14 protein-coding genes are annotated in these 20,811 nt (G+C 71.6%); 9 read left to right on the plus strand and 5 right to left on the minus strand.

Going from position 1 to position 20,811, the window contains the following annotated elements; translation table 11 throughout:
• Positions 1–88 precede the first annotated feature (88 nt).
• The 7 genes from ACZ7M7_RS16890 to tgmB all read left to right on the plus strand — a co-directional run bounded on the left by ACZ7M7_RS16890 (position 89) and on the right by tgmB (position 6,341).
• Positions 89–1,453: an FAD-dependent oxidoreductase gene (locus tag ACZ7M7_RS16890; protein WP_427845507.1), complete on the plus strand. Its 1,365-nt coding sequence runs from the start codon at positions 89–91 to the stop codon at positions 1,451–1,453.
• A 101-nt stretch (positions 1,454–1,554) separates the two neighbouring features.
• Positions 1,555–2,520 (plus strand): DUF1152 domain-containing protein, encoded by a 966-nt coding sequence (locus ACZ7M7_RS16895; RefSeq protein ID WP_472117265.1) that lies wholly within the window; start codon positions 1,555–1,557, stop codon positions 2,518–2,520.
• A 102-nt stretch (positions 2,521–2,622) separates the two neighbouring features.
• Positions 2,623–3,117, plus strand: a complete 495-nt coding sequence (locus tag ACZ7M7_RS16900) for a lamin tail domain-containing protein (protein WP_383601879.1) — start codon at positions 2,623–2,625, stop codon at positions 3,115–3,117.
• Between the two features lie 218 nt (positions 3,118–3,335).
• Positions 3,336–4,508, plus strand: a complete 1,173-nt coding sequence (locus ACZ7M7_RS16905; protein WP_472117269.1) for an HAD family hydrolase — start codon at positions 3,336–3,338, stop codon at positions 4,506–4,508.
• Positions 4,509–4,743: 235 nt separating this feature from the next.
• Positions 4,744–5,040, plus strand: coding sequence for a DUF1232 domain-containing protein (locus ACZ7M7_RS16910; RefSeq protein WP_472117272.1), 297 nt, complete (start codon positions 4,744–4,746; stop codon positions 5,038–5,040).
• Positions 5,041–5,158: 118 nt separating this feature from the next.
• On the plus strand, positions 5,159–5,350 hold the full coding sequence (gene tgmA / locus ACZ7M7_RS16915; RefSeq protein WP_369275309.1) for a putative ATP-grasp-modified RiPP: 192 nt from the start codon (positions 5,159–5,161) through the stop codon (positions 5,348–5,350).
• Positions 5,351–5,366: 16 nt separating this feature from the next.
• Positions 5,367–6,341, plus strand: a complete 975-nt coding sequence (gene tgmB / locus ACZ7M7_RS16920; protein WP_472117276.1) for an ATP-grasp ribosomal peptide maturase — start codon at positions 5,367–5,369, stop codon at positions 6,339–6,341.
• Positions 6,342–6,365: 24 nt separating this feature from the next.
• On the opposite strand, the gene ACZ7M7_RS16925 is transcribed toward tgmB, so the two are convergent.
• Positions 6,366–6,584 carry a hypothetical protein gene (locus ACZ7M7_RS16925; RefSeq protein ID WP_383601868.1) on the minus strand — a complete coding sequence of 73 codons (219 nt, stop codon included), beginning with the start codon at positions 6,582–6,584 and terminating at the stop codon, positions 6,366–6,368.
• A gap of 178 nt (positions 6,585–6,762) precedes the next feature.
• The gene (locus tag ACZ7M7_RS16930; protein WP_383601865.1) at positions 6,763–7,224 is read right to left on the minus strand and encodes a DUF2269 family protein; all 462 of its coding nucleotides are present in this window, start codon (positions 7,222–7,224) and stop codon (positions 6,763–6,765) included.
• Positions 7,225–7,380: 156 nt separating this feature from the next.
• Here ACZ7M7_RS16930 and ACZ7M7_RS16935 point away from each other — a divergent pair, with 156 nt between their 5' ends.
• Together ACZ7M7_RS16935 and ACZ7M7_RS16940 are read left to right on the plus strand one after the other, a co-directional pair.
• Positions 7,381–8,343 (plus strand): GlxA family transcriptional regulator, encoded by a 963-nt coding sequence (locus tag ACZ7M7_RS16935; protein WP_451168509.1) that lies wholly within the window; start codon positions 7,381–7,383, stop codon positions 8,341–8,343.
• Positions 8,344–8,452: 109 nt separating this feature from the next.
• Positions 8,453–8,800: a hypothetical protein gene (locus tag ACZ7M7_RS16940; RefSeq protein WP_383601859.1), complete on the plus strand. Its 348-nt coding sequence runs from the start codon at positions 8,453–8,455 to the stop codon at positions 8,798–8,800.
• 58 nt (positions 8,801–8,858) lie between these two features.
• Here ACZ7M7_RS16940 and ACZ7M7_RS16945 read toward each other — a convergent pair whose 3' ends face one another.
• The 3 genes from ACZ7M7_RS16945 to ACZ7M7_RS16955 are packed head-to-tail and all read right to left on the minus strand — an operon-like array spanning position 8,859 to position 20,808.
• Complete coding sequence (locus ACZ7M7_RS16945; protein ID WP_472118011.1) at positions 8,859–16,163, minus strand: MupA/Atu3671 family FMN-dependent luciferase-like monooxygenase; 7,305 nt, start codon at positions 16,161–16,163, stop codon at positions 8,859–8,861.
• A gap of 47 nt (positions 16,164–16,210) precedes the next feature.
• Entirely contained in the window at positions 16,211–19,549 is a 3,339-nt protein-coding gene (locus ACZ7M7_RS16950) for a type I polyketide synthase (protein ID WP_472117281.1), read from the minus strand.
• On the minus strand, positions 19,549–20,808 hold the full coding sequence (locus ACZ7M7_RS16955) for an MFS transporter (protein ID WP_451168507.1): 1,260 nt from the start codon (positions 20,806–20,808) through the stop codon (positions 19,549–19,551). Before ACZ7M7_RS16955 ends, ACZ7M7_RS16950 begins: the two co-directional genes overlap by 1 nt.
• Positions 20,809–20,811 lie beyond the last annotated feature (3 nt).

The raw sequence follows: 20,811 nt of genomic DNA on the forward strand, positions 1-20,811 counted from the left end.
ATAGGTTGGACCCGCGTACCGACTTAGGCTTGCCTTAGTTTAGGCTTCCCGACGAGATCGCTTGTCATCGCTCGAAGGGACCCTGATCATGCCCCGCCCCCTGCGGGTAGCCATCGTCGGAGCCGGCCCCGCCGGGATCTACGCCGCCGACGCCCTGCTCAAGTCCGACGTGGCCGCCGAACCCGGCGTGTCCATCGACCTCTTCGAGCGCATGCCGGCGCCGTTCGGACTGATCCGGTACGGCGTCGCCCCCGACCACCCCCGCATCAAGGGCATCATCACGGCCCTCCACCAGGTCCTCGACAAGCCGCAGATCCGTCTCTTCGGCAACGTCGACTACCCGACCGACATCAGCCTGGACGACCTGCGGGCGTTCTACGACGCCGTGATCTTCTCGACGGGTGCGACGGCCGACCGGGCGCTGCCGATACCGGGCGTCGACCTCGACGGGTCGTACGGCGCCGCGGACTTCGTCTCCTGGTACGACGGGCACCCGGACGTTCCGCGCACCTGGCCGCTGGAGGCCGAGAAGGTCGCCGTCCTCGGTGTCGGCAACGTCGCCCTCGACGTGGCCCGCATCCTGGCGAAGACGGCCGAGGAACTGCTCCCGACGGAGATCCCGCCGAACGTCCACGAAGGCCTGAAGGCCAACAAGGCCCTGGAAGTCCACGTGTTCGGCCGCCGTGGCCCGGCGCAGGCGAAGTTCAGCCCGATGGAGCTGCGCGAGCTGGACCACTCCCCCAACATCGAGGTCATCGTCGACCCCGAGGACATCGACTACGACGACGGCTCGATCGAGACCCGGCGCGGCAACAAGCAGGCCGATATGGTCGCCAAGACCCTGGAGAACTGGGCGATCCGCGACGTCGGCAACCGGCAGCACAAGCTGTTCCTGCACTTCTTCGAGTCGCCCACCGAGATCCTCGGCGAGGACGGCAAGGTCGTAGGCCTGCGCACCGAGCGCACCACCCTCGACGGCACCGGCAACGTCAAGGGCACCGGCGAGTTCAAGGACTGGGACGTCACCGCGATCTACCGTGCGGTCGGCTACCTCTCCGACAAACTCCCCAAGCTGCCCTGGGACATCGACTCGGGCACGGTCCCGGACGAGGGCGGCCGGGTCATCCAGGAGTCCGGCGAGCACCTGCAGTCGACGTACGTCACCGGCTGGATCCGCCGCGGCCCGGTGGGCCTGATCGGCCACACCAAGGGCGACGCCAACGAGACGGTGTCCAACCTGCTGGACGACTTCGCCCATGACCGTCTGCAGACGCCGGGTTCGCCCGAGCCGGAGGCGGTGGACGCCTTCCTCGCCGAGCGCGAGATCCGCTTCACCACCTGGGACGGCTGGTACAAGCTCGACGCCGCCGAGAAGGCGCTGGGCGAGCCCGAGGGCCGTGAGCGCGTGAAGCTCGTCGAGCGTGAGGACATGCTCCGGGAGAGCGGCGCCTGAGACGCCGAAGCTGAAACCGTGAGGGCCGGGGGTTCCAACCCCCGGCCCTCACGGCCTTTGTCAGCGCGCTCCGGATGATCAGTACCTGCTAGCGTCCCCCGGTGTTCTCACTCCTGGAGCCCCCTTTCTTCACCCGGCTGCGCGATGCGCGGCGGGTGCTCGTCGCCGGTGCGGGCGGCGGTTTCGACGTGTACGCCGGGCTGCCCCTGGCCCTCGCGCTCCGCGCGGCCGGCAAGGAAGTCCATCTGGCCAACCTGTCCTTCTCCGATCTGTACGGGCTCTCACTCGACGCGTGGGTGGACCACGACATCGCGGCGATACGCCCGGACACCGCGGCGCGCGGCGACTACTTCCCGGAGCGGACGCTCGCGCGGTGGCTCGCCGCGCACGACCTGCCCGACACCGTGTACGCGTTCCCCCTCACGGGCGTCCAGCCGCTCAGGGCCGCTTATCGCGCGCTCCTGGCGCACCTGGGCGGCGTGGACGCCGTCGTGCTGGTGGACGGCGGGACCGACATCCTGATGCGCGGCGACGAGCACGGACTGGGCACGCCGGAGGAGGACATGGCCAGCCTGGCCGCGGTGTCCGGGCTGGACGAGGCTCCGGTGCGACTCGTGGCCTGCCTCGGGTTCGGCGTGGACGCCTATCACGGGGTCAACCACTCCCTGGTGCTGGAGAACCTCGCCGCGCTGGACCGCGAGGGCGGCTACCTCGGGACGTTCTCGCTGCCGCGCCACAGCCACGAGGGGCGCCTGTACCTCGACGCGGTGGAACACGCCCAACGGGCCACGCCGGAGCACCCGAGCATCGTCCAGGGCTCCGTCGCGGCGGCCGTACGCGGTGACTTCGGCGATGTCCGGTTCACCGAACGCACCAGGAACAGCGAACTGTTCATCAATCCGCTCATGGCCCAGTACTTCTGCGTCGACGCACCCGCCCTGGCCCGCCGCAACCTGTATCTCGACCGCATCGGGAACACCGCGCTGATGCGCCAGATCAGCTCGGTCATCGCGGAGTTCCGCGACGACCTCACCCAGCAGCGGCCACCGCGCGCCTACCCCCACTGACGCGCCCGCGTCTCAGTTTTCGGTGAAGCCTCCACACCGCGCCTGTGCGTTGCATACACTCCTGATCTTCACACAAGCTCCACACAGGGGGGATGTTTCACCATGCGCATACGCATTGTCGCCACAACCGCCATCGCCGCCGGCACGCTCGCCGCACTCTCCGCCGTACCGGCCCAGGCCACCGAGTACTCGTCCGCGCTGAAGATCCGCGGCATCCAGTACGACGCACCCGGCAGCGACTCGAACAACTGCCGGACCGGCAACACCGACGAGGAGTACCTGACGATCAAGAACTACTCGTCCGGTACCACGGTCAACCTCAAGGGCTACGTCGTGAAGGACAAGGCCGGCAACCGGTTCGCCTTCACCGCCAACCACTACCTCCAGCCCGGGGACTACGTGAAGCTCCGGGGTGGCAACGGCAGCGACTCCGACGCGAAGAACGTCGTCTACCGCGACAACTGCAACTTCATGTGGAACAACGACAAGGACTCGATCTACCTGTACAAGCCCTCGGGCGCCGGGGCCGACTCGCACTCCTACACCAGGAGCGGGAACGACGGGGACCGCAACGGCTACATCACGTACCACAACTGAGCGGACCCCGAGTCACGAGCAGGACCCGCCCCAATGCGGATGGTGGGCGGGTCCTGCTCACCGAGTCATTGTCATGACCGGAAGCGGTGCGGACCACGAGTGAGGGACGCCGGCCGGTGCGGATGGCGCACACCCCGTGTGCGGACCCCGCCCGGCGGGCAGGCATCTGCGGCGACGATACTGATACGAGCACGTGCTCCCGCCCACAGATGGACCCCATGCCCAGCTCCTCCAGCACCCGCCCCACGACTCCCCCCTCGGTGTGGTTGGCCCGTGGCCGCCACCTCGGACCCGCCGCGGAAGAGGTACTCCGGCTCAGTCTGCGGCACCTCAAGGACAGCCGGGCCATCGACGACTTCCTGGAGCTGCCCGAGACAGAGGGTGCCCAGGAGTGGATGTTCGAGGCCCGATGGCGGGTCGCCGGCTCGGTGGCCGTGCGAGCCCGGCTGACCGTCGAGCACGACTCCGGCAGCGGCCAGGACTGGATACTGATCGCTGAGGCGGAGGCGCCGTGGGACCCGCGGTGGCCGTCGCCTGCCACCCTGTTCTGGCCGCAGGAGCCCGACGCGACCTGGGACCACACGCCGGTCTCGGACCTGCGCCTGACGGACATCAACCCCCTGCCTTCGGACGACAAGGCCGTACGGCACCTGCTGCGGGACTGCGCGCGTGACCGCTGGAGCATCCATGTGGTCGTCCACGAGGCCATGACCACGGACGAGGCCGGCCGCGCGCCCCTGGCCGGCATGCTGCCGCCGAGCCTGCGGCACCGGCTGGTCGAGCACCGCGCCGCGCCCAGCCAACTGCGCGTCGTGAACTGGGCCCTGCGGGACCTCGGCGTACAGGTGCCGCGCGGGGGCGCCGTGGTGCTGCCCGGAAGTCCGGCGCCGTCCGGGTACGACGCGGACGACTTCGCCGTACGCAGCGTCTTCCTCGACGGCACGGAGCCGGCCGAGCTGATTCACGCCGTGACGCGGTTCGCCGCCCTGTCGCGTCCGCTGCCGGACGGCGCCGAGGAGGCGCTCTCCGCCCTTCGGGAGGACTGGCGGCTGCTGACGCCGGCGGAGGAGCTCGATCGTGAGCGCAAGCTCGTGGCGATGTACTCCGACGCGCTCGAGGCGATGACGAAGTCCCGCGACCTGTACCGGGAGGCCGCCGAGCAGGCGCACGCGGCGCTGGCCGCCTTCCGGGAGTCCGCGGCCGCCGTGCCCGGGACCCGGCCCGACACCCCCGCGTCCCCGGCGGGGTCCCCGCTCCAGCAGCTGACCCGGACCTTCGAGCGTTTCAAGGGCTCCGCCCGGACACGCAGGCCCGCGGCCGGGTCGGTGGACGCGCAGGAGGACAAGGCCGCCGAGGAGCAGCCGGAGATCCCGGGCCGCCGGAGGGCGTAGGACGGCTGCGCCGGATCCCTGGCGGGGGCGTACTGCGTCCTGCGGGCTCGCTTCGGCGCGCGGGTGGACGGGTCGTGCGCCTGCGCGAGCAGGTGACCGGGCCGATTCGCGCGTCTTCCGTCCTGACGGGTGACGGCGTGCGGCCGAGTGAGCGCTGCCATGCAATGCACAGGCCGCAAGGGGGAATCCGACCGGCAGGTGCGCATGGTGCGCGCCGCCGGCAGGAGGAGGGTCCATGGAGTCGACCACCGCGGCGATCGTCGTCATTGTGGCCCTCGCGGCCGTCGTGCTCGCCGTGGCCGTCTGGGTACTGGCGCGGCTCGTGCGCACGCGACGTGTGATGCGGCGTGCCGGGCTGCCGACGGGGCCGCGCTGGGTGTTCTGGGGCGCGGTCCTGTACTTCGTGCTGCCGGCCGATCTGGTGCCCGATCCGGTGTATCTGGACGACATCGGCGTGCTCTTGCTGGCACTGCGTACCCTGCGCCGTTCTCCCGTTGCGGGACCGCCGGACGCCGTTGATTACAGAAAGTAAGGAAACCAATCACCCGTTCGATTCGTTTAAGTAAGTGGAAACCGAAGGGCGTCGGCGGGCCGAGGGGCGCCCCTGGGTGACCAAGCTCGATCGGAGCGGCACCTGTGAGGGAGAGACGATGCAACCGTTCGCGCTCAACTATGCACGGCCGGCAGCGGAGTTGGAGGTCACCGCTGCGTATGCTTACGACTCCGGTCTGCAGTTGAACGTGCTGCGTGACGGGCGAATAGCCGCTTGTGATCACGCGCTCTTGCGGGAGTTGGGGACCACTACCTCCACGGCGGGCTCGAAGACCCACTTCGACGACTGAACGCAGGTCGCCGACGATGACGGTCTTGATTGTGACCAACGAAGAGGACGTGACGGCCGACATGGTGGTCGTGCACCTGAACGCGTCCGGTGTTCCGGTGGTCCGGCTCGATCCCGCCGACGTGACCGGCGGGGTCGCGCTGTCGGGTGAGTATGTGCACGGCTCGTTCCGTGGCCATCTGTCGTCCGCGGGACGCCTGGTGAGCGTCAACGGCCTGCGGTCGATCTGGATGCGCAGGCCGGGGGCCGCGGCGGCGCGGGCGGCGGCGCCCTCCGCCTGGCTGACCCAGGAGGCGGAGCAGGCGCTGTACGGCATGCTGCGCGGCTGCGACGTGCGCTGGATGAACCACCCCGACGCGGCGCGCCGGGCTCGCTACAAGCCCTGGCAGCTGCGGCTGGCACAGCGCTGCGGTCTGCCCGTTCCGGCCACGTTGATCACGACTTTCCCGCAGGCCGCCCGCGAGTTCGCCGAGCGCTATCCGGATCTGGTGGTCAAGCCGGTGTCCGGCGCGCATCCGCAGGATCCGCCCCGTGCTGTGCCGACCAGCAGGGTGGGGCCGGACGCGGACTTCTCCGCCGTCGCGTTCGGGCCGACCCTGCTGCAGCGACGCGTGGCCAAGCGTGCCGACATCCGCCTCACGGCGGTGGGTGAGCAGCTGCTGGCGGCCCGCAAGGCGACCGGCGCCGAGGCCGAGGTGGACGTCCGGTTCGCCGCGTCCGACGCGCCGTGGTGTCCCGTCGAGGTCGCGCCGCGCGTCGCCGAGGGCGTCCGCGCCTATCTGCGGGACGCGGAACTCGCCTACGGCGCCTTCGACTTCGTCGAGGACGCCGACGGGACATGGTGGTTCCTGGAGTGCAACCAGTCGGGGCAGTTCGGGTTCATCGAGGTGGACACGGGCCAGCCGATCGCCCGCACCCTCGCCGAGTGGCTCGCGCAGCCGGCCTCCGGGGAGCACACGCACGCCAACGGGGCGAGCGCGAAGGTGCCGTGACCGGTCCGCCCGGCCGTCCGGGGCTCAGCGCGACTGCGGCCCCGGCGGCAGGGCGCTGCGCTGCCAGGTCGGGGCGGGGGGTGCGGGGCGTCCGGGAGGGGGTACGTGGCCGCCGGACTGCAGCAGGGGCTGCATGGCGAACTCGACTTCCCTGCTGACGCGTTCGGCCTCCCTACGCACCTGGGTGGGGATGTCGCCGCGCTCCGCGATGAGCCGGTCGTAGATGGGGGAATCCTGGAACACCCGTCAACGCGCCTTTCATGTCGTGGCCCTGTGTGCAGATGGGCACGGCTGTCGAGTCTAGGCGCCGACGCACACTGAAGTACGAATTCTGCCAGAGCGCTTGACGTGCGACGAACGGGCGGTTCCTCCCCGACGCATGGTCGCGGTGCCGCCCGTTCCCCGCCGGCTCCACCGGGTGTCAGGCGCCCGTCGTGGAACCGGGCCGGACGATCATCAGCACCGTGACGGTCGCCCACAGCAGGTTGAAGATGCCGGTGAACATGGCGAGTTGAACCGTGGCCGAGTGCTCGACGGGCTTCTCGGCGCTCAGTTGGCCGACGAGTTCCTCCTGGCGGGGCAGGACGAAGGCGATCAGGATGCCGGCGGCCGCGGCGGTCAGGGCGATGGAGGTGATGAGCCATCCGCTGCCCAGCACTCCCATCGCCAGGCCGGTGGCCAGGCCGAGGACGGGGACCGAGACCCCGACGGCGCCGTAGACGCGGCAGATGCGGTGCAGGAGCCGGACGGTGCCCACCGCCACCGCCCCGTCGGTCGCCGGGACGCGGCGCGCGGCCGGGGGGAACATGCTGGCCGCGACGGTGACGGGGCCGACCGCGACGATGGCGGCCAGGACGTGAAGAGTGAGGAGGATCTTGGTCACCCGCCCCACGCTAGGGATCTCCGGGGTGATCGCACAGGGGCTGAAACGACAGCTTCCAACGGATTCCCGCCAACCGATCTGCCCGCTCCATCACCGCAGTCCACCTGAGCCACCTGCGCTTATGTCCGTGGCGGGAATCCGCCTAGGGTGTCACTCATGCACACCGTGGCGATCCTGGTTCTCGACAACGTGGTGCCGTTCGACATGGCGACACCGTTCCAGATGTTCGGCTGGACACGGCTGCCGGACGGCCGCCGCCCCTACCGCGTCCGGCTGTGCGCCGAGTCGCCGGAGGTACGCACGGAGGGCTTCGCCCTGCGGATCGACCGGGGGCTCGACGGGCTGGAGGACGCGGACACGATCATCGTGCCGGGCTGCGACGAGACCGGACCGCCCTCCCCCGGCGTGACGGCGGCCCTTCGCGAGGCGGCACGGGCCGGCACCCGGATCGCGTCCGTCTGCGTGGGCGCCTTCGTCCTGGCCGAGGCCGGGCTGCTGGACGGACTGCGCGCCACCACCCACTGGATGGCGACCGACGAGCTCGCACGGCGCTTCCCGGACGTCCATGTGGAACCGGACGTGCTGTACGTCGACAACGGGCGGATCCTCACCTCCGCCGGGGCCGCCGCGGGGATGGACATGTGCCTGCACATGATCCGGCGCGACCTGGGCTCGGCCGTGGCCGCGCACACCGCCCGCATGTCCGTCGTACCGCTGGAACGGGAGGGCGGACAGGCGCAGTTCATCGTGCACGAGTATCCGCCCGTGCCGCGCGGCTCGGCGCTCGAACCGCTGCTGGCGTGGATCGAGGACAACCTGGCCGGGGAGATCACCCTGGGGGCACTGGCGGGGCGCTCGGGGATGAGCGAGCGCACCTTCAGCCGGCGGTTCCGTGAGCAGACCGGCACCACGCCGCTGCAGTGGCTGCTGCGGGCGCGTGTGCGGCGGGCCCAGTATCTGCTGGAGAACAGCGACCATCCGATCGAACGGATCGCGCGGCAGGCGGGGTTCGGGTCGCCCACCGCGTTCCGTGAACGCTTCCGCCGGGTGGTGGGCACCACGCCGCACGCCTATCGGGCCGCGTTCCAGGCAAAGGCCGTGGTCGGCGCCCCGTCATGACCGTGCCGGACCTGCTGTCAGGTCACGGTGGGATAAATCACCCGAGTCCACGCGGGCCGTCAGCAGTTGGACAAGGGTATCGATCCCGCCCCAAGGACGGTGTACGCCCATGAACTGCTCCAGCCGCCTGCTCTGCGTCCTCTACATCGCCACGAGCGCGGGGCTCGCCTGGACCTCGATCCTGGAAATCCGGTACGGGCCCGCGTGGGCGGCGTGTCTGTTCGCCGCCGCCAGCCTCGTGCCGGTCATCGCCGTGGTGCGGGAGACCGTGATCGGCGAACAGCGCCGGTGGCTCCTGGAGTTGGTCGCACGGGCCGGGCGTGCCGGCGATGCCGCCGAGGCGATCGTCCGTGCGGAGCTGGACTCCGCGTGCTGCGAGCGCTGGTGGACGAGCCTCGGCAGTGAGCACGAGCTGACGTGCCGGCACTGGATGCCGCGGAGCAGCAGCGCCGCGTGAACGTCCGTGACGCCGTCCCACGCACCGAGCCGGCGCGGGGCGGCGTCACGGACGGGCGTCACCGCCCGAGCGCCCGGTCGACCTCCTCGCTCAGGAGGGCGACGTAGTCGCGGGTCCAGCCCTCGATCGTGCTGCGGTCCCACAGATCGGCCGAATACTCGACGAAGCCCTTCAGTTCGTCGCCGGCCGGGACGAGCCCGAAGGTGAGTTCCGTGCGGGCCGCGGCGGGCGCGAGGTCCTCGATGGCCGTGGTCAGACCGGGCAGTTCGACCTCCGCCTCCAGCGAGCTCTGGTAGGCGAAGCCGACGTCCAGCCGGTCCGGCACGTCCACGCCCGTGCGCTCCCTCATCGCGGGGGCGATCCGGCGCACCGGCAGGGCCCGGTCCATGCACTCCACGGTCGTACGGGCGACCTGGTCCGTCAGAGTGGCGAAGGAACCGCCGACGCCCTGCCGCACCGGCAGCGCGAAGCCGGTGACCGTGCAGGCCAGCAGGGATTCGAACGCGCGGCGCTCGCGGTTGGCGTAGGAGACGTTGAACACGACGTCGGACTGCCCGGACTTCCGCGCGAGCATCCGGCCCAGGGCCGCGGCCGTGACCACGAACGGCGTCGTCCCCCGCTCTCTGGCCAGCCGCTCCACGGCGGCCCGTGCCCCGGCCGGCACGGTGAACATCACGGCGCCGCCCCGCCCGCTCGCGCTCTGCGGCCGGGGCCGGTCCAGCGGCAGGTCGACGGTGAACGGCATCCCGTCGAGCTCGCGCAGCCAGAACTGCACCTTCCGCTCCTCGGCGGCGTCGTCCACCTGGTCCTGCTGCCACCGGGCGTACGCCACGGGCTGGCACTGCACCGGCGGCAGGGCGTGGGGCTCGCCCGCCGCGGCCGAGCCGTAGAGCGCGGCGAGTTCCTTCAGCAGCAGGCTGACGGACCATCCGTCGCAGGCGGAGTGGTGCAGGACGAGGAGCAGCGACCAGGTGTTCTCACCGGTACGCAGCAGGCGCAGCGCCACCGGAATCCCGCCGGTGGGGTCGACAGGCGTCTCCGCCGCCTCGGAACTGGCCCGGTCCAGGGCCGCCTGCCGTTCCGGCGCGGGCAGCCCGGTGAGGTCCTCCACCGGCAGTTCGACCGGGCGGGGCCGCAGCACCTGCTGCTCCCAGCCGTCGCCGCTGCGCGCCAGCCGGGTCCGCAACCCCTCGTGCCGCTCCACGAGCCCGGTCAGGGCGGTGCGCAGGGCTGCCACGTCCAGGTCACCGGTGAGGGTGAATCGCAGGGCGACGTTGAAGACCTGCGGGAGGCGGTGGTCGGCGTGCACGGTGGCGAAGCGGGACTGCTGCACGGTGGCGGGGGCCCGCTGCTCCACCGTGCCGGGTCCGTCGTCGTCGGCCTCGAGCGAGGGACTTGCGGAACCCGGCTCCACCGTCCCGCGCGCCGCCGCGGCCAGTTGGGCCGTCATGGCCCGCAGCGTCGGCTCCTGGTAGAAGCTCAGCATCGGGTACTCGGTGCCGAAGTCCTCCCGGACCCGGTTGACCAGCCGCATCGCGGTGATCGAGTGGCCGCCCAGGTCGAAGAAGGAGGCGTCGGCCGCGATGCCGTCGGCGTCGACGCCGAACTCCTCGGCCCACAGCTCCCGAACCCGTCGCTCGATGCCCGTCAGGTGCCCGGCGGCGGGTGCTTCGCCGACGGCACCCGTCGTGCGGGTGGGGGCGGAGGTGACGAGGTCGGGTGCCGGCAGCGCGGAGCGGTCCAGCTTGCCGTTGCCGCTCACCGGCAGGGCGGTCAGGACGCGCCACGCACGCGGTACGAGGTACTCCGGGAGCCGGGCCGCCAGTTCCTCGGCCAGCAGGTCGGCGTACGCCTGCCGGTCGTCGGCTCCTTCGCCGATTGGGTCGGCGGGGACGGCATAGGCCGCGAGGTACGCGTCACCGCGGTCGTTGCGCCGCGCCAGCACGGCCGCCTCGCGCACGCCGTCCAGAGCGTTGAGCGTGCGGGAGACCTCCTCCGGCTCGACCCGGAAGCCCCGGATCTTCACCTGGTCGTCGGCCCGGCCGCAGAACTCCAGCGTCCCGTCCCCGGTCCAGCGGACCAGGTCGCCGGTTCGGTACCTGCGCGCGTCCGGGCCGCCGTCCGGGTCCGGCAGGAACCGCTCGGCGGTGAGTTCGGGGCGGTGGAGATAGCCGAGGGCCACGCCCGGTCCGCCGACGTACAACTCCCCGACCGTGCCGACGGGTACCGGGCATCCCGACGCGTCGAGCACGCTCAGCCGTACGTTGTCCGCCGGGCGTCCGATCGCGATCGGCCGAGTGGGGTCGTCGCTGTGCGCGGCGACGGTTTCCGTCGTGCACAGCACGGTGGTCTCGGTGGGCCCGTAGACGTTCACCGTCTCGTACGGCGCCTCGGGGCGCGGCCTGGTGCGCAGTACGTCTCCGCCCAGCAGGAGGTGACGCAGGGGCGGCTGCTCGTGCGAGGGCAGCCCCAACAGCTGTTCGCCCAGGGCGGTGGGGAGGATGGAGAAGGTCACGTGCTCGCGGGCGTACCAGCGGGCCAGGGTCAGTGGATCCCTGCGGACGTCCTCTTCGGCGATGGTGACCGACGCGCCCGCGGTCAGTGCCGGCCAGATCTCCAGGATCGAGGCGTCGAAGCTCTGGCTGCACACGACTGCGCTGCGGTCGGCCGACGTGAACGCGAAGCGCCGGTGGTGCCACTCGCACAGGTCGAGGACAGCACGGTGCGCCAGCACGACGCCCTTGGGTGTGCCGGTGCTGCCCGAGGTGTAGAGGACACAGCACGGGGCCTGATTGTCGGTGGCGTGCGCGGAGCACGGCGGGTGCGCTGCGGTCGCGTCGGGGGATACGACGGTCACGTCCGGCGGCAGCTTCAGAACGGCCGCCTCACCGGGCGCCGACACCACCGTCCGCGCCCCGCACTCGGCGATGACCTGCTCGGCGCGCACCCGGCCGAGCGACGGATCCAGCGGAACGTAGGCGCGGCCCGCTCCGAGTGCGGCGAGCATGGCGACGACGAGGTCGGCGGAGCGCGGCAGCCACAGCGCCACGACCTCGGCACCGCCGTCCGTGGCGGGCTGTTCCCGCAGGACGGCGGCCAACTGCTCGGCGCGGTCGTGCAGTTCGCGGTACGTCAGCCGGGTGTCGCCGCTGATCACGGCGGTGCTGTTCGGTCGGGCAGCCGCCTGCCGGGCGACCAGGTCGTGAACGGTGATGTCCGCGAGCGGGCGGGACGGGCCGTGCTGCCAGGAGCTCGGTACGGGCTCACCGTCGGCGGCGGTGTCGACGGGCGCCGGGGCGAGCCGGGACAGCGGCGTGTCAGGAGTGTCGACCGCCGCGGCGAGCAGGTCCCGGAAGGTGGCGAAGAACCCGTCGACCGTCTCCTGGTCGAAGAGGTCGGTGTTGTACTCCAGGTGGCAGCGGATGCCCTCGGGCTGGTCCGTGAAGTAGACCGTGAGGTCCGTCAGGGACTTGTCCGGGCCGGCGTCCAGCGGTGTGGCCTCGATGCCGGGCAGGTCGAAGCGGAACGGTTCGGCGCGCTGGAACTCCGCGAACGCCTGGAACACCGGTGTCCGGTCGACGGCCCGGGGCGGGGCGAGCTCGCGCACCACGGTTTCGAAGGGCACGCGCGCGTGGTCGTAGGCGTCGAGAGCGACCGTGCGCACGCGGTCCAGCAGTGTGCCGAACGCCGGGTCGCCGGACAGGTCGAGGCGCAGCGCGAGGGTGTTCACGAAGAACCCGAGCAGGTGCTCGGCCCGCTCGGGCCGGTCCGAGATCGGGGTGCCGACGACGAGGTCCGTCTGCCCGGTGACCCGGCGCAGCATGGCGCCGTATCCGGCGAGCAGGGTCATGAACAGGGTGCTGCGGCGGGCCCGACTCAACTCCCGTAGCTGTGCGGAGAGTTGGGAGTCGAGGGTGTGGAAGACCGCCCGGCCGTTCGAGGTCATCGTCGACGGGCGGGGCCGGTCGGTGGGCAGGGCGAGGACGGGCAGGTCGCCGCCGAGGGTGCGGCGCCAGTAGGCCAGGTCCTCGCCGGCCTCGGGGCTGTCCGCGGAGGCCGCCTGCTCCCTGGCGTGGTCGGCGTAGCTCCAGGTGAGCTCGGGCAGGTCGGGGGTGGTGCCGGCGCGTTCGGCGCGGTAGAGCGCGGAGAGGTCGCGGGCGAGGACGGTGGCGGAGGCCGCGTCGACCACGATGTGGTGGAGGGACAGCACGAGGACGTGCTCCGCGTCGGCGAGCCTGACCAGCCGGGTGACGAACAGCGGGCCGCCCGCCAGGTCGAAGCGGCGTGCGCTCTCCGCGGCCAGGACGTCCCGCAGGGCGGTCCGCGGGTTGCCGGTGCCGTCGACGACCTCGAAATCGGGCTCGACCGGCGCCGCTTGCACCACCTGGCGTGGCTCGCCTCCGCTCTCGCGGAAGACGGTACGGAGCCCCTCGTGCCGTACGACGAGGCCGCGCAGTGCCGCGCGCAGAGCTGGTACGTCGACGGGGCCTTCGAGGCGGATCGCCTTGACCTCGTTGTAGGCGGTACGGCCCGGGAGCAGGCGCTCCAGGAACCAGATCCGTTCCTGGCCGGGCGACAGGGGCGCGTCGGCGGGGGCGGAAACGGGTGCGGGCCGGTACGTGCGGCGCAGTGCGTCCAGGTGGGGCAGGCCCTCGCGCAGTTCGTCCGGGGCGACACCGAAGTCGACGAGGGCGACGATCTCGTCGGCGCCCGCCGCGGTGACCGCGTCCACCACCGGGCGGACGCTGTCCACGGTGCCGATCAGCGCGCGCTGATCGCAGTAACGGCCGTAGGCCCGGCGGAACACCGCGTCCAGGTCGTCCTCGCTGAGCTCGGCCAGGTCGACGTTGTGCCCGAGGCTGTTGGTGACGCCGCTGAACACGGACAGGGACGCGCGCATGTAGCGGGACAGCGGTTCGTAGGCCTCGGTGCGCGCGGTGTCGTGGTCGTCGGCGAGGTAGGTGTGCAGCAGGACGGCCACCCGCCCGGCGTCCGGGTCCAGGCCGTGCTGAGCCCGGGTACGCCGGTAGCGGGCGATGTTCTCCCCCAGCTGTTCGACGCTCTGGGTCATCAGGTTGGTGACGATGCCGAGGTCGTGGCGGGCGGCGAGTTCGAAGGAGGCGGGGTTGCCGACCACTGCGGTGTACATGGGCGGGGTGTCCTGCACGGGACGCGGGAAGAGGCGTACCTCGGCCTCGCCGTCACCGCTGGCCCGGCGCACGGCGTCGCCACGCCAGAACTTCCTTACCTGCTCCAGCTGTTCGTACATCAGCTCCTTGTGCCGGCCGAAACGGTCGGGGAAGAACACGAAGTCCTTGGCGCTCCAGCCGCTGGCGACGCCGATGCCGACGCGTCCGCCGGAGAGGTTGTCCACCATCGACCACTCCTCGGCGACCCGGATGGGGTCGTGGAGCGGCAGGACGACGGAGCCCGCGTTGAGCCGGATGCGCTCGGTCTCCCGGGACAGCGCGGCGGCGAGCACGGCCGGGTTGGGGAAGAGACCGCCGAAGGAGTGGAAGTGGCGCTCGGGCATCCACAGCGCGTGAAAGCCCTGCTTGTCGGCGAACCGGGCCACGTCCATGAGGAGTTCGTACTGACCGCCCTGCCTCGGCGTGGAGGAGTCCTGGGGATAGTCGCCGAAGAAGTAGACGCTGAAGTCGGTGGTGCGGGCGGCGGGTTCGCTCGCGGATCGCGTGCGGGAGTCCGTGACGGCTGCGGCGTTCCAGGCCATGGCGGCGACCGGGGCGGGCGCCGCCGCGGGGACGGCAGGGTCCGGTGTCGGTTCCGCTGCCTGGCTCGGTGCCGGTGCCGGTGCGGGTGCCGGTGCGGGTGCCGGTTGCGGTGTGGGCGGCGCAGCCTTCGGCGCCACCGGCCGCCCGCCCGGGAAGAAGCCCGCCGTCCGCAGCTCGCGCAGCGAGTCCCGTACGGCGTCCGCCACGAACTCGAGGTCGCCGTCCGTGTGGGCGGTGGACAGGAAGAAGTTGCGCCACTCCCAGACATGCACGCCGCGCAGCATCAGGTGGTGGTAGAGGAGTTCCATGTCGGCCCGGTGCTCGAAGCGGAACTGGGAGCCGAAGTGGCTCATCCGCAGCGGGAATTCCTCGGCCTCGAAGAAGCCGTTGAGCGACGCGGCAAGTTCGGCGGTACGCGCGTTGAGCCGTTCCTGGAGGCGCGGGCTGTGCTCCTTGAGGTGGGTCAGCACGGCGCGCGCGGCGACCATCGACACCGGGTGCTGGATGTACGTACCGCCGAAGAACGTGGTGTCGGCAGGCGGATAGCTGTCGTCGCCGTAGGACCAGTGGCCGCCGTCGACGCCGTCCATGATGTCGGCGCGGCCGGCGATGGCCCCGATGGGGAAGCCACCGCCGAGCAGCTTGCCGTACGTGGCGAGGTCCGGCGTGACGCCGTACAGGTCCTGCGCGCCGCGCAGCGCCGGGCGGAAGCCGGTCAGCATCTCGTCGAAGAGCAGCACGATGCCGTGGCGGCGGGTCAGCTCACGCAGCTTTCGTACGAACTCGACGGGTCGCAGGGAGGGGTGCCTGCTCTGCACCGGCTCCACGACGACCGCGGCGATGTCGTCCGCGTTCCGGGCGATCGCCTCCAGGGCGGCGTCGGTGCCGTAGTCGAGGACCAGCAGATCGGAGACCGAAGCCTGCGGGATGCCTCGGGAGACGGGCACCGTGACCTGATCGGTGCCGCTGCCCGAGGTGCGGCCGAGGACGTTGTCGGCGTGGCCGTGGTACGCGCCCAGGAAGGTGACGATCTTGTCGCGGCCGGTCGCGGCGCGGGCGAGACGGATGGCCGCGGAGTTCGCCTCCGTACCGGAGTTGGCGAAGGCGACCCGTTCCAGACCGGTCAGTTCGGCGAGGAGTTCCGCTGCCTCGCCGGTCTCGACGTTGCGCGGGCCGAGCTGGATGCCCCGGGACAGGTGCTCGCGCACGGCCTCGGTGACGAAGTCGGGTTCGTGGCCGAAGAGGAGGACGCCGAAGCCCATCGTGATGTCGACGTACTCGTTGCCGTCGACGTCCTGGAGCCGCGCGCCACTGGCCCGGTGGCCCGCGATCGGGTAGAGCATCTCCTTCGTACCGCTGCGGAAGCCCACGACGGCACGGCTGTCGGCCAGGACGCGGCGATAGCGCTGGGCGATGCTCTTGGAGGTCGGGGTTTTTGCGGTGTAGCGGCGTACGAGGTCGGCCAGGTGCTCCTGCTGGGAGTCCGGTGAGACGTCCTGCACCATGCCGGAGGTCCTCGCGACCGTCACCCGTGGGCCGTGCACGCGTGGTGCCTGCGGCGACCGCTGCTCCGGGACGGCGGCGTCGGCTCCGCCCATCTGCTCGGCGATGCGCTGCGAGAGTTCCGCCATCGCCGCCAGGTCCTGGTCCAGTGCGGCGGATATGCCGTGCAGCCCGGTCACTTGGCCACCTTGCCGTTGAGCCGCTCGGTCACCGAGGCCGTCTGGAGGGCCAGCAACTGGGAGAGCTGGGACATCATCTGCAGCTGTATCTGCGATATCTGCTGGAGTTTGCGGGCGAGGTCCTCCAGTTCCTCGCGGGTGGCGTACTCGGGGGCGGCTGCGGGGGTGATGGGCGCGGGTGCGGGAACCGGTGCGGGTGCGGGTGCGGGTGCGGGTGCGGCAACCCTGGGCGGCGCGAGGGGCTCGGGAGCGACGGGCTCCGGAGCAGCGCGCGGCGCGGGAGCTGCGGGCGCGGGGGCAGGAGGCTCGGGAGCGACCGGCTGCGCCAACCCCGCCGCCCCCGGCATGCGGGCGACGATGAACTCCGCGAGCCGCCGTGGCGTACCCGTCTCCTCGAACAGCTGCCGCATCGTCACCTTGACCCGATGTTCCTGCTCCAGCTCCCGCAGCACGCTGATCATCTGCAGCGAGTCGGCGCCGAGGTCGAAGAAGGACGCGTCACCGACGATCGCCGACGGCTCCTCGCCGAGGTGCCGCGACGTCGCCTCGACGATGCTGTGAAGTACGCGCGCCACCGCTGCCTCTTGCTGAACCACTTCGGCTCCTTCTCTCGCTGGTGTTTCTGTGCTGAGGGCCGTCAACTCCGGCCCTGTCCAGTGGTCCTTGTGCTGGAACCGGTATCCGGGCAGCGGGATACGCCTGCCGCCGCTGCCGGCCAGCAGCACCCGCCAGCCGACGTCCGCCCCGGCACAGTGCAGGCCCGCCGCCGCACCCCAGAGGGCGCCGAGCGCGGTGCCGCGCCGCAGGGACGGCAGCGACCGCGCGGCGGGCAGTGCCCGGCGGGCCAGACCACTGAGGGTGGTGTGCGGCCCGATCTCCAGCAGGACGTCGGGCTGCCCGGCTCCGATGCCGCGCAGTGCCTCGTCGTAGCGGACGGGCTCGCGGGTGTGCCGGAGGAAGTAGTCGGCGTCCGGGGTCCAGCCGGGCGCGCGGGGCATGCCGTCCAGGGCGCTGACGAACGGGATTCGTACCGGCTGGAAGTCGACGTCGTCGAGGATTTTCCGGAACTCCTCCAACATGGGTTCCATCAGCGCGGTGTGGAAGGCCCGGGTCACTTTCAGCCGCTGCCCCGGCGTGCCGCGCTCGTCCAGCAGGGCACACGCCCGTTCCACGGCCTCGACCGGCCCGGCGAGCACCTGTGCGCGTTCTGCGTTGATCACGGCGAGCTCCAGGCCGGGCACTTCGGCGGCCAGGGCGAGGGCGGCCTCCCGGTCCAGCGCAGCGGCCACCATCGCGCCGGGGGCACAGCGTTGCTGCATCAGCCGGCCGCGCTCGATGGTCAGACGCAGACCGTCGTCGAGCGACAGGGCTCCGGCCGCGTACAGCGCGGCGTACTCCCCGACGCTGTGCCCGGTCACGGCGTACGGTTCGATGCCGGCGTCACGCCAGAGCCGGACCAGGGCGCACTGCAGGGCGTACAGCGCGGGCTGCGCGGTGTCCGTGCCTGGGAGCGGCCCGTCGGGCGTTCGGTCCGGCGCCTCTTCCCCCGATGCGTCTGACGCCCGCGGCGCCGCGAGCAATGAGTCGCCGGTGAGGTCGCGGTAGTGGTCGTCGCAGGCGTCGAGCACCTCGCGTACGACGGGAAAGCGCTCGTGGAGGGCGTCGGCCATACCCGCGTACTGGCTGCCCTGCCCCGTGAACTGGAACGCCACCCGCGTGGGGCCCTCCGCCGGCGTGGTCCCCGCCGTCACCGTCGCCCCGGCCGTTCCTGCGAGCCAGGCGTCGAGGGCGTCGGCGAGGGCGGCCGGGGTGGTACCACGGACTGCCAGCCGGTGGCGGCCGTGGACGCGGCCGAGGGCGGCGGTGGTGACCAGGTCCGCCGGTCGGGGTGCCGGCGGCTGCCGTAACCGGTCGCGGAAGGCGCGGGCGTTGTCCGCGAGGGCGGCCTCGCTGCTCGCGGAGACCAGCAGCACGTCCGCGGGGGCGGCGGCGTCGGTCCGGGGAGCGGGCTCGGGGGCCTGTTCCAGGACCAGGTGGACGTTGGTGCCGCCGACGCCGAGCGAGGTGAGGCCCGCGCGGCGGGGCACGTCGCTCTCGGGCCAGGGCCGGGCGGTGCCGGGGATGTAGAAGGGGCTGTGGTCGAGGTCGAGGCCGGGGTTGGGCTCGCTGAAGTTCGCCATCGGGGGGATGACGCCGTGCTTCAGGACCAGCAGGGTCTTGACGAGTCCTGCGAGGCCGGAGGCAGCGTCGAGGTGGCCGATGTTGGCCTTGGCCGAGCCGAGGGCGCAGTAGCCGACGCGGTCGGTGTCCTCGCGGTAGGCGCCGGTGGCACCGTCGAACTCGATCGGGTCGCCCTTGAGTGTGCCGGTGCCGTGGGTCTCCAGGTAGCCGATGCTCTCCGCGCCGACGCCGGCGCGCCGCAGGGCCTGGCGGACGGCCACGCGCTGGCCCCGTGCGCTCGGGGCGGTGAACGCCTTCTTGTCTGCGCCGTCGTTGCTGATCCCCCAGCCGCGGACGACCCCGTGGATCGTGTCGCCGTCGGCGACCGCCCGGCCCAGCCTCTTCAGTACGACGGCCAGGACGCCCGTTCCTCCGACGGTGCCGTCGGCTCCGGCATCGAAGGCGCGCAGGCGGCCGGACTTGGAGAGGATCGAGCCCTTGACGTAGCGGTAGCCGACGACCTGCGGCACGTGGACGGCGGTGGCGCCGACGAGGGCGATGTCGCAGTCGCCCATGAGCAGGGACTGCGCGGCGGCCTGCACGCCGACCAGCGAACTGGAGCAGCCCGTCTGGATGTTGACCGCGGGGCCGGTCAGGCCCAGCCGGTAGGCGACCCGGGTGGCGGTGAAGTCGGCGTAGTTGCCGACCGTGATCTGCATGCCGGCCATCCAGTCGGAGGCGGCGTGGCTGGGCAGGACGTTGTTGAGGAGGTAGTTCTGCAGGGTGTAGAGGTGATATCCGGTGCTGGCGTAGACGCCGACGCGGCTGCCGTCCCGTTCGTCGGGGTAGCCGGCGTTCTCCAGGGCGTGCTGGGCGCACTCCAGGAGCATGCGGTGCTGGGGGTCGGTGAGCCTGGCCTCGCGGGCGCTCATGGCGAAGTGCTGGGCGTCGAAGCCGGCGATGTCGTCCAGCACCCCGGAGGCGCCGACGAAGTCGGCCGCCCGGTACTCCTCGGCGGGTACACCGGCGGCGTCCAGCTCCTCGTCCGTGAACCGGGTGACGCAGTCCGTGCCGTCATGGATGACCCGCCAGAACTCCTCGGGCGTGTTCGCGCCGGGCAGCCGGAAGGCCATGCCGATGACGGCCATCCGCGGGTCGGGGTCGCTCATGGTCATCAGCTGCGTCCCTCCGTCACCGTCGGCTTGTCCTGACTGACCGTTTCTTCAAGGCCTTGGTCACCTGTGCGTCCCCGGCGCAGAAGCAGCAGGAGCAGCGCGCCGCACAGGACGATCGCGAGGCCGTGGAAGGAGGCGACGACCTGCAGCGGCGAGAACGTCTCCAGCAGGGCGCCGCTCACGAGCATGCCGAGGCCGAAGCCGGTGTTCTCGGCCGAGGCGGAGAGTCCGAAGAGGCGGCCGCGCTGCTCGTCCGGGGCGGCCTGCAGCCGCGACACGTAGACGATCTCCGTGAACCCGTCGGCGGCACCGGCGACGAGCGCGGCGATGACCGCGGGCACCGTCGGCAGCCCGCTGAAGACGACGATGAACCCGGCCGACATCACACAGGCGCCGAGCGCGAACGCCCGCTCCCCGGGTGTGCGCCCGGTCTTCTTGGTGACCCGTCCGATCACCTGCTGGACGACGATGTTGCCGATGGCCCAGGTGGCCCAGAACTGGCTGATGAACGTGGCCGGATGGTCGGGGTCCAGGCCGCTGGAGTAGATGGGCAGGGCGACGTTGTGGGAGGAGGAACCCAGCCCGTCCACCGCCCGGATGGCGATCATCGCCATCAGCAGCGGAGCCGTGGCCAGCAGCATCCGCGCCGTCCAGCGCGCGGCGCCCGAGGTCTCCGCGGAGCCGCCGCCCGCGGCGTCCTTCACCGCCCTGGTGCGTACGGGCAACAGGAACAGCACCGTCGCGGAGACCAGGAAGGACGCGGCGTCCAGGGCGAACGCCGCGGAGTAGCCGAGCTGCGCGACCACCACACCCGACGAGGCGAACCCGGCGATCATCGCGAGCGAACGCCCGGTGACCAGCAGCCCGTTGGCACGCACGCGGTGCTCGGCGCCGACAATCTCCGGGATGCTGCTGCGCAGGGCGACCTGGGAGAGCGTCGAACAGCCGCCGGTGACCACGGCAAGGACGTAGAGCAGCCCCACGCGGGTGGCGTCCGGTGCGATCAGCAGTGTCAGCAGCGCCACGGCCTGGCACAGGTCGGCGCCGACCATCAGGCGCTTGCGGTCGTAGACCGAGACGAGACGACCGCTCACCCAGCCCGACACGACACTCGTCGCCAGGCGTACGGCCATGAAGAGGCCGGCGGCCAGCGCGCTGTCCGTGGCGTCGTAGACGAAGACGTTCAGCGCCACCATGTTCAGGTAACTGCCGTACGCCGAGATGCCGTTGCCCAGGACGAGCAGCCGGAAGTACCTCATGCA

Source organism: Streptomyces sp. NPDC111606, from assembly GCF_055656945.1.

Coding starts and splice junctions, on each gene's coding strand:
- ACZ7M7_RS16950 (WP_472117281.1), bottom strand. CDS start 19,549: ATGACCATGAGCGACCCCGACCCGCGGATGGCCGTCATCGGCATGGCC.
- tgmA (WP_369275309.1), top strand. CDS start 5,159: ATGCAACCGTTCGCGCTCAACTATGCACGGCCGGCAGCGGAGTTGGAG.
- ACZ7M7_RS16890 (WP_427845507.1), top strand. CDS start 89: ATGCCCCGCCCCCTGCGGGTAGCCATCGTCGGAGCCGGCCCCGCCGGG.
- ACZ7M7_RS16935 (WP_451168509.1), top strand. CDS start 7,381: ATGCACACCGTGGCGATCCTGGTTCTCGACAACGTGGTGCCGTTCGAC.
- ACZ7M7_RS16905 (WP_472117269.1), top strand. CDS start 3,336: ATGCCCAGCTCCTCCAGCACCCGCCCCACGACTCCCCCCTCGGTGTGG.
- tgmB (WP_472117276.1), top strand. CDS start 5,367: ATGACGGTCTTGATTGTGACCAACGAAGAGGACGTGACGGCCGACATG.
- ACZ7M7_RS16940 (WP_383601859.1), top strand. CDS start 8,453: ATGAACTGCTCCAGCCGCCTGCTCTGCGTCCTCTACATCGCCACGAGC.
- ACZ7M7_RS16945 (WP_472118011.1), bottom strand. CDS start 16,163: ATGGCGGAACTCTCGCAGCGCATCGCCGAGCAGATGGGCGGAGCCGAC.
- ACZ7M7_RS16900 (WP_383601879.1), top strand. CDS start 2,623: ATGCGCATACGCATTGTCGCCACAACCGCCATCGCCGCCGGCACGCTC.
- ACZ7M7_RS16955 (WP_451168507.1), bottom strand. CDS start 20,808: ATGAGGTACTTCCGGCTGCTCGTCCTGGGCAACGGCATCTCGGCGTAC.
- ACZ7M7_RS16910 (WP_472117272.1), top strand. CDS start 4,744: ATGGAGTCGACCACCGCGGCGATCGTCGTCATTGTGGCCCTCGCGGCC.